We start from the raw sequence: 14527 nt of genomic DNA on the forward strand, positions 1-14527 counted from the left end.
CAGCGAATACCTTTTGGACATTAGTCTGATAAATTCCTTCATCAGCTTTTACGTTACCCCTTCCATCAAGTTCAAGACCCGCATTTTCCACCAGTCCCGGATACTGAGGATGAAGGAATCCCATAGCTAAAAGAATTAACTGGCACGGGATTTCACGTTCAGAACCGCTTACCTCATTAAATTTTACCGGACGACCCAATGCATCAAGCTCCCAGCTCACATCAGACACCAGAATCGCCCTGAGTTCTCCATTTTCATTACCTAAAAAAGATTTCGTATTAATACCCCAGAACCGCTCACAACCTTCTTCATGCGAACTGGTTGTTTTCAGAAGCATAGGATAGGTAGGCCATGGCATATTCTCTGTACGATCAGCAGGCGGCTGAACCATCAGTTCAAACTGTTTTACGGTGTTGGCATGCTGCCTGTTAGAGGTTCCTACACAATCAGATCCTGTATCACCCCCACCAATCACCACTACATCCTTATCAGTTGCGAGAATACGTTCGCCAGTGAACGAAATATTACCTACTGTCTTATTTTGTTGTTTCAGAAAATCCATTGCAAAATGAATACCCTTTAAATCTCTGCCTGGGATGTTCAGGTTACGGGGAATGGTTGAACCACCGGCTGCAACTACTGCATCATGCTGATCAATAAAGGCCTTCATATCTCCATCCTTCCCAACCTCTACATTACAAATAAATTTGATACCTTCCTGCTCCATTATCTCTAAACGACGGTCAATTACTGACTTCTCCAATTTAAAATCAGGAATTCCATAGCGAAGCAAGCCTCCGGGACGATCATCCCGCTCATATACAGTGACATTATGACCAGCTTTGTTCAACTGAGCTGCAGCCGCCAAACCCGCAGGCCCTGAGCCAATTACAGCAACATTCTTGCCTGTACGTAAAATAGGGGTACTAGGCTTCACATATCCCTTAGAATAAGCAATCTCAATAATATGCCTTTCAATCTCTTCAATAGCAACCGGTGGCTTATTTATACCCAGAACACAGGCTGCTTCGCAGGGAGCCGGACAAATCCGCCCGGTAAACTCAGGAAAATTATTTGTGGAATTAAGAATCAGATACGCTTCTTCCCATTTTCCCTGATAAACTGCATCATTAAATTCAGGGATAACATTTCCCAGTGGACAGCCAGAATGACAAAACGGTACCCCGCAATTCATACATCTTGCTGCCTGTTCATTTAACTTCTGTGGAGGATATTCCTGCACAAATTCATTGTAATTTTCTACTCGTTCTGCAGGGGCAATTTTCTTAGGAAGCTCCCTGTCATACTCTTTAAATCCTGTTACTTTTCCCATTATCCCGCTGATTGCTGTAATTCTTTTTCTATTAATACCTTTTTGTACTCTTTTGGAAATACCTTGATGAATGATGACGATTGCTGCGCCCAATCATCAAGAATGTATTTTGCTACCTGACTTTGGGTTAGCTGAACATGCTTATTCAGAAGACTGAGAATTTCTTCCTCATCTTTTGGCGATAAGGGATCAAGATCTACCATTTCTGTATTGCAATTTTCTACAAAAGAGTTATCCGAATCATAAACCCAGGCTATTCCTCCGCTCATACCGGCAGCGAAATTCCGGCCTGTTTTGCCTAAGATTAAGGCTCTTCCACCAGTCATATATTCACAGCCATGATCTCCAACACCTTCTACAACAGCTATAGCTCCGGAGTTTCTTACAGCAAATCGCTCTCCTGCCTGTCCTCTGACAAACAGTTCACCCGAAGTAGCTCCATATAATGCTACGTTACCAATGATGATATTCTCCTGAGATAGCACTTTACTTTTTCTGGAAGGATAAATGACCAATTGGGCACCCGAAAGACCTTTTCCAACATAATCATTCGCTTCACCACAGAGTTCAAAGAATATTCCCCGGGTACAAAAGGCCCCGAAACTCTGTCCGGCAGAACCCGTGAATGTATAATTTATCGTATTCTGCGGAAGTCCGGCAGACTGATACTTCTTTGTGATCTCATTCGAAAGAATAGTACCGGTGGTACGGTCAGTATTTTTGATGTTAAATGAAGCAAATACAGGTTCCTTTGATTCAATAGCCTTTACAGCTTTTTTAACCAATTCCCAGTCTAGTACATTATCCAAATTATGATCCTGCTTCTCACTGTTGTACAAGGTCATGCCCGACGGATTGTCCATCGGATACAAAATCCCTGAAAGATCAATATTTTTCACTTTCCAGTGATCCACATCATCACGCATTTTGAGGAACTGAACCCTTCCCACCATATCATTTATAGTCCTGAATCCCAGCTCTGCCATGATCTCACGTAATTCCTCAGCAATGAACCTGAACAAATTCACAATATGTTCAGGTTTACCTGAAAACAGTTTTCTTAATTCAGGATCCTGAGTAGCAACACCTACTGGGCAGGTATTCAGGTGACATTTACGCATCATGATACAACCTCCTGCAACCAATGCAGCTGTTGCAACACCCCATTCCTCTGCTCCCAGAAGCGTTGCAATCGCAATGTCTTTACCTGTTTTTAACTGACCGTCAGTTTGAAGCACTACCCTGCTTCTCAATTTATTTTTTACGAGGGTTTGCTGAGCCTCAGCTAGTCCGAGCTCCCATGGCAAACCTGCATGTTTAATTGAAGTCAGCGGTGAAGCTCCGGTTCCGCCATCATGTCCTGCAATTAAAATCACGTCTGCATGGGCTTTTGCAACGCCAGCAGCAATGGTACCTACACCCGCTTTTGAAACCAGTTTAACACTAATACGGGCAGCCCTGTTCGCATTTTTCAGGTCAAAGATCAATTGAGCTAAATCCTCGATTGAATAAATATCATGATGTGGTGGAGGCGAAATTAATCCTACACCCGGTGTAGCATGACGCACTTTTGCAATCCATTCATCTACCTTATCACCAGGCAATTGCCCACCTTCTCCAGGCTTCGCACCCTGTGCCATTTTGATCTGTAATTCATCAGCATTGGTCAGGTAATTGGCTGTAACCCCAAATCTGCCTGATGCAATCTGTTTGATTGCGGAGCGCATGGAACCTCCATCTGCTAATGGCACATATCTTAATTCATCTTCACCACCTTCGCCGGTATTACTTTTAGCTCCAATCCTGTTCATCGCAATCGCAAGTGTGCTGTGTGCCTCATGAGAAATAGACCCAAATGACATCGCACCGGTTGCAAAACGCTTCAGTATTACCTCAACAGGCTCAACTTCACTCAATGGCACCGGCTGGCGATGATGGGCAAAATCAAGAAGCCCTCGGATAGTATATAAAGTATCTGTTTGTTTATTAATGTGGGATGCGTATTTTTTATAAACATCATAATTATTCGTCCGGGTGGCATGCTGCAGCAAATGAACCGTCTCCGGATTAAACAAATGCGCTTCACCCTTTCTTTTCCACTGGTAAACACCACCTTCGGGCAATAATTTTGTTTCTATACCCCTACGCTTAAACCCTGAGAAATGTTTGCGTAAAGCTTCTTCAGCAATATCATCCAATCCCATTCCCCCAATACGGGAAACTGAACCGGTGAAATAATTATCGATTACATCCTTATTTAAACCTACAATCTCAAAGATCTGGGCACCATGGTAAGATTGCAGAGTAGATATTCCCATTTTAGAGAATATCTTCAGCAAACCATCATTAACTGATTTAATATAATTTTTATATAAATATTTAATATCCAGTGAAGTATCTATTCTTTCATCTGTTTTTAGTTTATGTATTGTGGCTAATGCGAGATATGGATTAACCGCTGTAGCGCCAAACGCAATGAGGCATGCAAAATGATGAACTTCCCAAACATCCCCTGCTTCGACCATAATACCTACCGCACCCCGAAGACCTTTCTTGATGAGATGATGATGCACAGCTGATACTGCAAGTAAGGAAGGAATCGGAGCATGCTCAGAATCAATTGCACGGTCTGATAAGATCAAAACCTCAAATCCGTCATGAACAGCATCTTCAGCGTACCTGCAAAGTCGCTCTAATCCGCGCTGCAAGGATCCCTGCTGACCATCAGCCTTAAAATAGGTTTGAAGGGTTTTAGCCTGAAAAGAACCGGTATCAATACTTCTGATCTTCTCCAGTTCAGTATTACTCAATACAGGATGAGGCAATGCCACACAATGGCAATGCATTTCATCCTCATCAAGGATATTGCCATTATTACCCATGAATCCGGCAAGACTCATCACCAGACGCTCCCTGATCGGATCTATCGGCGGGTTGGTAACCTGCGCAAACAATTGTTTAAAATAATTAGCCAGATGCTGGGGCCGGTCAGAAAAAATAGCAAGTGGCGTATCTGTTCCCATTGAACCTATTGCTTCCTTTCCGGTAAGAGCCATAGGCTTGATGAGAGTATCGATATCTTCACGGGAATAACCAAATACTTGCTGGTATTTGAATGTTGATTCATTTGACAACTGCGTAAAGACAACTCTTGGCTCTGCCAGGTCTTCAAGACTGATTTTATAGTTTTCTAACCAAGTACCATAAGGCTGCTGTGTAGTAATAGCCTTTTTGATTTCATCATCCTGAATGATGGTTCCTTTAATGGTATCCACCACCAGCATTTTTCCTGGCTGCAAGCGCCCTTTCTTAACCACTTTCGATTCATCAACAGGTAAAACACCTGCTTCTGAGGCCACAATAATCTGATTATCATCGGTAATCACGAAACGTTGCGGACGAAGACCATTCCTGTCGAGGGTTGCTCCGATCATATGCCCATCGGTAAAGGCAATAGCTGCAGGCCCGTCCCAGGGTTCAATCAGGGTAGCATGATATTCATAAAATGCTTTTGTTGCAGGGTCCATCTGATCGTTTCCATCCCAGGCTTCAGGGATGAGCATCATCATTACATGTGGCAATGAACGGCCACAATGGAACAATAATTCAACAACATTATCAAGACATGCCGAATCGGATTGATTATTATCAATTACCGGTAAAAGCATATCCATCTCATCCTTACTGAAAAAAGGTGATGCAAATGAGCGGATGCCGGAATAGAACCAGTTTAAGTTTCCCTTTAAAGTATTGATCTCCCCATTGTGCGCAATAAACCGGAATGGTTGTGCCAAACGCCAGGATGGGAAAGTATTTGTAGAAAATCGCGAATGGATCATTCCAAAGGCAGAACTAAGCAGGCTATTATTCAGATCAGGGAAATAAATCCTCACCTGACTGCTGGTAAACTCACCCTTATACATGATCACATTCTGAGAAAGCGATACAATATAAAATTGCTGCTCTGCTCCGGTTACTGTTTCCCTTACCAGTTTGGTAGCATAATTTTTAAGAACATATAGCTTTCGCTCAAAATCTGCAGGTGTATGCAGGGAAGTGGGTTTTGCAATAAATACCTGCTCAATATCCGGTTCTGAAGAAAATGCAGCTTCCCCTATAATTCCACCATTAATCGGCACTTTCCGGTAACCTAGAATTTTAAGGCCGAGCTTATCAGCTGCCTTCCCAATCGCTTTGCGGCATTCTTCCTTTATCGTAGCCTTCTTTGGAAAGAAAAGCATTCCTACACCATAAGTGCCGGCCTTTTCAAGGCGAATATTTAATTTCAGGGCTTCCTGTTTAAAAAATTCATGTGGGATTTGAATTAAAATCCCTGCACCATCACCCGAATCCGGATCACAACCGCAAGCACCGCGGTGTTCCATGTTCTCTAAAATAGTAAGGGCATCACTTACAATCTTATGCGATTTTTTTCCCTTAATATTTGCAATAAAACCAACTCCACAGGCATCGTGCTCCATAGAAGGATCATATAAACCCATTGTTTGGTTGTCAGTATTTGTCATCTATTGATTTTAATTTATAAGCCGCCTAAATTAATCAAAATACGTCGTTTTTATTTAATTTACAACTATTTTTATGATTCAATCAAAAAATCCTATTATTACTGACCATAATTACCATAATGGTAATTTTACTACTATTCCGTTAACACTTTCATATTTCAGATATCATTTTAAGTCCTATGGCCTGAATTTGCTTTTTTTTTCTACTTTTGTGCCGGGCAAGTCTTTTACGACCAGCTCCCTTTGAACTCCCCCAGGGTGGGAACGCAGCAAGGGTAGAAGGTTGTAGCGGTGCGATAAAAGGTGCTTGCCCATTTTTTTTTCCTAAATTGAGATAATTAGCAAATGAGCTAATTAGCAAATTGCTTCCAACCATGAGCAGGCTTAAAGCTGATGAAAACCCAATCGTTTTAAAAACATTTGCTTTCGCTGTCAGTGCTGCCAAATATTGCCAGACACTTCAAACAAATAAAAATTTCCCACTGGCAAATCAACTTTTCAAAAGCTCTACTTCTAATGGTGCAAATGTCAGGGAAGCTCAAAATGCAGAAAGCAAGGCTGATTTTATCCATAAATTCAAAATTGCAGTCAAGGAAGTAGACGAAACCGAATATTGGCTCGCATTATGTAAAGAATTATATGATCATGAGGAACTTACCGGATTGAGCGAACAGTTAACTGAAATACAAAAAATCATTAATAAAATAATTTCCACAAGCAAGAAAGCATAATTTGCTAATTTGCTAATTCACTAATTTGCTAATTAAATTAACATGAAATTCTTCATCGACACCGCAAATCTCGCCCAGATTAAAGAAGCACAGGCTTTGGGAATATTAGACGGAGTAACCACAAACCCAAGCCTGATGGCTAAAGAAGGCATCACAGGTGATCAAAATGTAATCAACCACTACAAAGCAATCTGCGCCCTTGTTGAGGGAGATGTCAGTGCTGAGGTAATAGCCACTGATTTTGAAAACATGGTGAAGGAAGGTGAAATTCTTGCCGCACTTGATCCTAAAATTGTGGTTAAAGTCCCAATGATCACAGAAGGCATAAAAGCGATTAAATACTTTAGTTCTAAAGGTATTAAAACAAATTGCACACTTGTGTTTTCTTCCGGACAAGCACTTCTGGCAGCAAAAGTTGGGGCAACTTATGTCTCCCCTTTCATTGGCCGTTTGGATGATGTTTCTACCGATGGCTTAACGCTGATTGAAGATATACGTCTGATTTATGATAATTATGGCTTCGAAACTCAGATTCTGGCCGCTTCAGTCCGTCATCCGATGCATATTATCAATTGTGCTAAGATTGGTGCTGATGTGATCACCGGACCATTGGCTGCGATGATTGCCTTATCAAAACATCCTTTGACGGATAGCGGACTCGCAACATTTCTTGCTGATCATGCAAAGGCAGCAGGGAAATAAGCTAAAAGCATAAAGCTAAAAGTCTAAAGCTAAAAGCATAGAGGATAGAACTCTATGCTTTTTGTAATTTCAGACTTCTGGTTTTAAAATTATTGAATGCAAAACAAATATGGGATTGGACAATAAATACGATATTCTGATTATTGGTGGGGGGCCAATCGGTCTTGCATGTGGAATTGAGGCAAAAAAAGCCGGACTAAGCTACATCATACTCGAAAAAGGCTGTCTGGTTAATTCGCTATACAACTATCCTGCGAATATGACTTTCTTTTCTACTTCCGATAAACTGGAAATCGGTGATATACCCTTTGTAAGCAATAACATCAAACCTACCCGGTCTGAGGCCCTGGAATACTACAGAAGGGTAACTGAGCACTACAACCTAAATCTCAGGCTTTTTGAAGAGGTGAAATCTGTCAGAAAAGAAGGTAGTACCTATCATATTGAAAGCAGTAAATCACAATATGCAGCAACAAATATCATTATCTCCACAGGATTTTATGATATTCCCAATCTGCTGAATATCCCCGGAGAAGACCTTCCGAAAGTAAAACACTATTATAAAGACCCTCATTTTTATGCCAAACAGCATGTACTTGTAGTTGGAGCCAACAATTCTTCGGTAGATGCAGCACTCGAAACCTTTCGGAAAGGTGCTCAGGTTAGCATGGTAATCCGGGAGTCTGAAATCGGCCAGCGTGTAAAATATTGGGTCAGACCGGATATCGTTAACCGGATCAAAGAAGGCAGTATTAAAGCATATTTCAATTCAAACTTAGCCGAAGTCAGGGAAAATGAAGTTGATATCCTTGGCCCTGATGGAGAAATCACGATTAAAAATGATTTTGTTCTAGCCATGACAGGCTACCAGCCTGATCTTAGTTTTCTAAGGAAATTAGGAATCATTATCTCAGATGATGAAGAACAGGTGCCTGAACATAATCCCGAAACGATGGAAACCAATCAGAAAGGCATCTACCTTGCAGGCGTCATCTGCGGGGGTATGAATACGCATGTTTGGTTTATTGAGAACTCGAGGGTGCACGCTACCAGGATAGTTCAAAAAATAGTTGAGAATTGAGAGTGGAGAGTGGAGAATTGGGTATTAATTGGAAATTCTCAATGCTCAATTAAAGACAATATGAAACTCTCCATTCTCAATTCTCAACTCTCAACTGCCGATTGGGGAGATTTTAGGAAAATCCTTATAATTAAGCAATCATATTCAAAATCTCCCCAATCGGCTGATCACTATCAATCAATATCCCCTTTACCCCTGCAGCCTCTCCGGCGAGCACATCCCGTTCCCTATCGCCAATAAAATAGGAGGAGCCCGCATCAATACCGAAACGGGCAACAGCCTTCTCAAGCATGATAGATCCGGGCTTTCGGCAAAGACATTTACCATTGTATTCGGGATGATGCCTGCAGTAATAGATATCTGCTAAATGAATCCCCTGATCAGCATATGTTTTTCGTAAGTGATTGTGCATACGATCAAGAGTTTCTTCAGAATACCAGCCCTTGGCCAATCCGCCCTGGTTAGTTATTACAATCAATAAATATCCCCGTGATTGTAATTCCTTCAAAGCCGGAAAATTATGCTCTAATACTTTAAAGTCCTCAAACTTGCATACATAATCGCCGAGTTCTTTATTTAAAACCCCATCCCGATCTAAAAAAACGGCTTTTTTCATTTTATTTCCTGTTATTCCTTTCTGACCCTGAACTTAAATTTGTCCGGAGAATAATTTAATTTTCAACCGGACTACTTTATTTCAAATATCACTAAAAGAAGTATCTTTAATTAAGAAAAACCATTAAAAAATATGTCAGACACTACAGAAAAGAAAGAGTTTAAGTCCTATATCAGCTCAGGAAGTCATGTAGCAGAATTTACAGTAAAATCAGTATTACTGGGGGCAATATTCGGAATAATCTTTGGAGCAGCAACAGTTTATCTTGCATTAAAAGCGGGATTAACCGTATCCGCCTCTATACCAATTGCTGTATTGGCTATCTCTATTGGGCGAAAATTTTTCAAAACAACCATACTTGAAAATAACATCATCCAAACTACAGGTTCTGCCGGGGAATCAATTGCTGCAGGTGTTGTGTTCACCCTGCCCGGATTTCTGTTTCTATCTGCAGGAAGTAACAGTGAATCCTTTTTCTCCTACAGGCCAATTTTCTTTCTTGCTGCTTTGGGTGGAATTCTGGGAACCCTGATGATGATTCCACTCAGGAGATCACTTATAGTTGAAGAACACCAAAGTTTGCCTTATCCGGAGGGAACTGCATGTGCTTCAGTATTGATTGCAGGGGAAAAAGGAGGTAACTTTGCCAAAACGGCTTATTACGGACTTGCTTTTGCATTTGCCTATGCCATTCTTCAGAAGATATTTCATTTGATTGCAGAGGCTCCTACCTGGGCAACAAGCCAGGCGAACAAATTCTTTCCTTCAGCAACGGTCAATGGCGAAATTACTCCTGAATATATGGGTGTAGGATATATTATCGGCCCAAAGATTGCCGGAGTTCTGGTAGCAGGTGGTGTACTTGCATGGTTGGGACTTATTCCTTTGCTCGCAACATTAGTACCCGCAGAAACAATTGCTTATCAATTAGTTAAGCTTGGTTACCTAAAAGATGTATACAGTCCCGGAGGACCGGGAGGATGGGATCCTTTAAACATGGCTTTTGCAAATACAGCTACCGCTATTTACCAGGCCTATGTAAAACAAATCGGTGCAGGTGCAGTAGCTGCCGGTGGGTTCATTACCCTGCTTAAAACCATTCCTACAATTGTTTCATCGTTCAAATCAAGTCTGGCATCGATGAATAAGTCGAATACAGAAAAGCAGATTATCAAACGTACTGATGATGACCTCTCTTTTAAAGTAGTAATTTTTGGAAGTCTTGGACTTATTTTACTGATGGCTTTATTACCGCAAATCCCCGGTGATTCTGTATTAAACAAATTGCTGATCGGTATTCTGGTAATCGTTTTTGGGTTTTTCTTTGTGACCGTATCCAGCCGGATTGTTGGATTGATCGGAACCTCCTCCAATCCGGTATCCGGAATGACCATTGCCACTTTAATGGGAACCTGCCTTATTTTCATCAGCATTGGCTGGACAGGAAATTTATATGAACCTATGGCATTGGTTGTAGGAAGCATGATCTGTATTGCTGCAGCTAATGCCGGGGCAACATCACAGGATCTAAAAACCGGATATATTGTTGGTGCAACGCCCAGATATCAACAACTAGCTCTCTTCGTAGGCTCCATAGTATCCGCTGTAGTAATAGGCCTGACACTCTCAGTGTTAGACAGACCAACAGCTGAAATGACCGCACAAGGTATAACACATGCAATAGGAACTGAAACCTACCCGGCACCTCAGGGAACTCTGATGGCCACTTTGATTAAAGGATTGCTCTCATTTAACCTCGATTGGCAGTTTGTACTCGTTGGAGTTTTTCTGGCAATCACAATCGAATTATGCGGGGTTAAATCACTCTCCTTTGCTGTTGGAGCATATTTGCCACTATCCACTACCCTGCCCATTTTTGCCGGTGGTGCCATTAAGGGCCTGGTAGAGATGAGAACAAAGAAGGATGGTAAAAAATCAGAGGAGGAAGAACTAGGTAAAGGAAACCTGTTTGCTACCGGACTTGTTGCTGGTGGTGCCCTTATGGGGGTTATTTATGCCTTCCTCATGGCATTTGAATCAACCGGTGGTCCCGTGGAAAGCTTGAATATGGAAGCGCACCTGAGCGGATTGCTTGGAACCGGAGGATATCAGATATTAGGTTTTATATTCTTCCTGTTCATGGGCTGGTCTTTATACCGAATTGCAATTAGTAAAGACAAATAATTTATAAATAGCAGATAGTGTAAAGTCCTGTAGAAACACATTGACCTTACACTATTCCCTCTGGTTGGTGTTATCACCGACCACTGGATAAAATCGTGCTTGGTACGGTGAGAACACCGACCAGAGGGGAACGCGATTTCATGCCGGAACTAACCGGAGGAAAGGGCTGTGCCAGCCTATAACAAATAGGTATTGGTTTCCAAAATCATATTATCGTGGCTCAAGAGTCTTGTCAGATCAATTATAAGCGCATTTTTTACCCTTGCTTATATCGCACTCAGGAAATATTAAGGGTTTTATGGAATATGGCTTACTCCTCCTGATACAATGAGTTTCATCGCTTCACTGGCACTCATTTTAAGCGGTTTGACACGATCAGAGTGTACAATACATAATTGTCCGGCAAAAGAATAAGATAAAGGAAAGTAGACCGCTACCTCGCCCGGATATCCAATTTTAGTAAGGTCTTTCTGAGTCAGGAAGCCAATTTTCTTTAATCCTGTCTCATTAACTTCAACCACAACAGGCTCGTTGAACTTTTTATCATCACCTACAAAGGCCTCAGTAAGATCTTTGAATGAGGTATAGATCACATTAAATACCGGCAATCTTTTGAACCATGACCCAAACCACTTTTTGATCGGGTCAGTTACAAAATTTGTTACCACAATTCCAACCACAATTAGAAATACCACTACAGTCAGAATTCCTAAACCCGGAATATAGATTGGCTTTCCGGCCTGATCAACCCAGATTACATCACTTAAATTAAGTGCAGAATCCAACTTGGAAACCGCCCAGTAAATAAAGAATAAAGCTGCGGCAATTGGCAGAATTACCAGGGCGCCTCTAATAAGGTAATTAAATAAAGCTCTGACTATCCTATTCATAATAATAAATTCGTTTCACCCGCTGAGAAATTCCTGTCAGTACTTCATAGGGTATTGTATCAAGCTGTCTGGCAATATCTTCCACCCGGATCTGATCATTGAACACAATCACCTCATCCCCTTCAACTGCTTCAATTCCGCTAATATCCAGCATACACATATCCATACAAATCTTTCCAATTGTCGGGACTTCCTTACCCCTGACAATCATTTTCCCCTTTCCATTGCCCAATCCCCTTCGGTAGCCATCGGCATACCCAATCTTCACCGTTGCAATTTTTCCTCCTTCAGGCATCTTCCCTTCCCTGCCATAACCGATTGTATCGCCCGCAGGAATAGTTTTAATCTGTGAAATACTGGTTTTCAGCGAAGTTACGGTTTGTAAGGGAGATTTTGAATCATAAGAAGAATCTATTCCATAAAGTCCGATGCCAAGGCGAACCATATCAAAACGGGAATCTGGCCAACGGCTGATCCCAGAAGTATTGGAAATATGTTTCATGAATGGATAATTCAGGTTTTGGCTGATCCGTTCAGAAAGCTTTAAAAAGAGATCGATCTGGTACCTGGTAAATTCATCATGCTCCGGATCCTCACTAGCCACCAGATGAGAAAACACGCTCTGTATACGTACTCCCTTTGTATTGACAAGAATTTCAAGCAGCTCATCCAGTTCTTCCTCCATAAACCCTAACCGGTGCATACCGGTATCCAGTTTAAGATGGATTGGATAATTCTCCATATTCTTCCGGTTCAACACCTCCATCAACTGGTTTAAAACCCGGACACTGAATATTTCTGGTTCCAGTTTATGCTGAATGATGGTTTCGAAAGCCATCGCATCCGGACTCATCACCATAATCGGCAAACTGCATCCGGCATTCCGTAATGCGACGCCTTCATCCGCATAGGCAACAGCCAGGTAATCAACTTTATTGAATTCCAGAAGATTGGCTATTTCAAAACTGCCGCTGCCATAAGAAAATGCCTTCACCATGGCCATAATTTTTGTCCCGGCCCCTAATTCCAGCTTATAATGATTCAGATTATGTTCCAGTGCATTCAAATTAATCTCCAGTACAGTTTCATGAACCTTCTGAGTTAAAAGCTGGCTGATTTGCTCAAATTCGAAAGACCTAGCCCCTTTTAAAAGTATAGTCTCATTATAAAACTTTATTGAACTGAAATGTTCCAGGAAATCCGTTGTGCTGGCGAAACATTCGGTCTCAAAAGGATAATCAACAACATACTTGCTGATTTGCTCACCTACTGCTAATAATCTGTCGACTGACTTATTCTCCAGCAGATTCCTGACCTGTTCATAAACCACTTCGGAATCAGTCCCGGGTATATCAGAAAGTATCAATGTGCGCCGCTGATGCTGCTTTTGCTGTTTTAAAAAATCAAGGGCAATAGCCAATGAGGAAAGGTCGAGACTGTAGGAATCGTCGATTACAGAACAGTTATTAATGCCATTCTTAAGTTCAAGCCGCATTCCTACCGGAATGAGCTTCTCAAGCCGCTTATCAGCCTCTTCAGGCTCATAACCCATTGCCAGTAAACTAGCCCAGCAGATTATCGCGTTCTCAATAGAGGCCTGATCCGTAAATGGAATCATTGCCTGAACATCCTTTCCATTGAAACGCGCCCTCAGAAACTGGAATCTTTCCTCAAGCACCTCATCATCAAAAACCTCTAAATTTGCCTGTCCACGATAGTTCCAGGTGAATTTATTCTTACCGGGTATTTCACCATCATACTGATCCAGATACTTATCTGAGTAAATAAACAGATCCACACCTTCAAACAGCTTCAGTTTTTCGCTGATCTTTTCATTGAGGCTCTCAAAACCGGTACTATGGGCCTCCCCGATATTGGTTAGTATTCCAATCGTCGGACGAATTATCTTTGCCAGATTTTCCATCTCACCCGCTTTGGATACCCCCGCTTCAAATATCGCCAGATCATTCTCTTCATTCATTTCCCATACCGAAACGGGTACCCCGATCTGTGAATTATAGCTTTTAGGGCTCCTGACTATATTGCTTTCAGGCACCAGAAGCTGATAGAGCCATTCTTTGACGATGGTCTTACCATTGCTGCCGGTGATACCGATGACCGGATAATTGAATTTTGAACGATGAGCAGCTGCCAGATCCTGCAATGCCATTAGCGTATCACCAACCTTGTAGAAGTTTGCATCAGGATAAGCTCCGGTATCAAATTCGGAATCAGAAATTACAAAACTCCTTACTCCGGCTTCATAAACGGCAGCAATAAAGCTATGCCCGTCCCTCCTCGCTTTCAGCGCAAAAAAGAGCGCATGATTGATATCGCTAAGCTTCCTACTATCGCTAAGTATGGTCCTGATCAAAATATCCTTATTCTGAATAAAAGACTCCGCTTTGAGGATACCTGTGAGATCTTCTGTTGAATATAGGATATGGTTCATTCTGCTAATTTC

9 protein-coding genes and 1 other RNA gene are annotated in these 14527 nt (G+C 41.7%); 5 read left to right on the forward strand and 5 right to left on the reverse strand.

The features are described 5' to 3' along the window. Both Q8S11_RS09170 and gltB read right to left on the reverse strand, forming a co-directional pair. A partial coding sequence (locus Q8S11_RS09170) for a glutamate synthase subunit beta (protein WP_305661792.1) occupies window positions 1-1333 on the reverse strand: 1333 nt, incomplete at its 3' end. Further along, window positions 1333-5859, reverse strand: a complete 4527-nt coding sequence (gene gltB, locus Q8S11_RS09175; protein ID WP_305661793.1) for a glutamate synthase large subunit — start codon at window positions 5857-5859, stop codon at window positions 1333-1335. The genes gltB and Q8S11_RS09170, both read right to left, overlap by 1 nt. Window positions 5860-6075: 216 nt before the next feature. On the opposite strand from gltB, the gene ffs reads away from it, so the two are divergent. The 4 genes from ffs to Q8S11_RS09195 all read left to right on the forward strand — a co-directional run bounded on the left by ffs (window position 6076) and on the right by Q8S11_RS09195 (window position 8373). Further along, an RNA gene (ffs, locus tag Q8S11_RS09180) (signal recognition particle sRNA small type) lies at window positions 6076-6175 on the forward strand. A 58-nt stretch (window positions 6176-6233) separates the two neighbouring features. After that, window positions 6234-6590: a four helix bundle protein gene (locus tag Q8S11_RS09185; RefSeq protein WP_305661794.1), complete on the forward strand. Its 357-nt coding sequence runs from the start codon at window positions 6234-6236 to the stop codon at window positions 6588-6590. A 42-nt stretch (window positions 6591-6632) separates the two neighbouring features. Then, on the forward strand, window positions 6633-7292 hold the full coding sequence (fsa, locus tag Q8S11_RS09190; protein WP_305661795.1) for a fructose-6-phosphate aldolase: 660 nt from the start codon (window positions 6633-6635) through the stop codon (window positions 7290-7292). 109 nt (window positions 7293-7401) lie between these two features. Further along, window positions 7402-8373 (forward strand): YpdA family putative bacillithiol disulfide reductase, encoded by a 972-nt coding sequence (locus Q8S11_RS09195; RefSeq protein WP_305661796.1) that lies wholly within the window; start codon window positions 7402-7404, stop codon window positions 8371-8373. Between the two features lie 130 nt (window positions 8374-8503). Here Q8S11_RS09195 and Q8S11_RS09200 read toward each other — a convergent pair whose 3' ends face one another. Further along, entirely contained in the window at window positions 8504-8989 is a 486-nt protein-coding gene (locus Q8S11_RS09200; protein WP_305661797.1) for an HAD family hydrolase, read from the reverse strand. A 132-nt stretch (window positions 8990-9121) separates the two neighbouring features. Between Q8S11_RS09200 and Q8S11_RS09205 the strand changes: the two genes are divergently transcribed. After that, a complete protein-coding gene (locus tag Q8S11_RS09205) occupies window positions 9122-11173 on the forward strand; it encodes an OPT family oligopeptide transporter (RefSeq protein WP_305661798.1) in 2052 nt (683 codons plus the stop codon). Window positions 11174-11469: 296 nt separating this feature from the next. Here the strand turns inward: Q8S11_RS09205 and Q8S11_RS09210 are convergent, their stop codons facing one another. Then, on the reverse strand, window positions 11470-12063 hold the full coding sequence (locus Q8S11_RS09210; protein WP_305661799.1) for a DUF502 domain-containing protein: 594 nt from the start codon (window positions 12061-12063) through the stop codon (window positions 11470-11472). Then, entirely contained in the window at window positions 12056-14515 is a 2460-nt protein-coding gene (locus Q8S11_RS09215) for a bifunctional UDP-N-acetylmuramoyl-tripeptide:D-alanyl-D-alanine ligase/alanine racemase (protein ID WP_305661800.1), read from the reverse strand. The genes Q8S11_RS09210 and Q8S11_RS09215 overlap by 8 nt, the downstream gene beginning before the upstream one ends. Between the last annotated feature and the right edge of the window lie 12 nt (window positions 14516-14527).

Source organism: Daejeonella sp. (genome assembly GCF_030695525.1).
GTDB lineage: Bacteria > Bacteroidota > Bacteroidia > Sphingobacteriales > Sphingobacteriaceae > Daejeonella.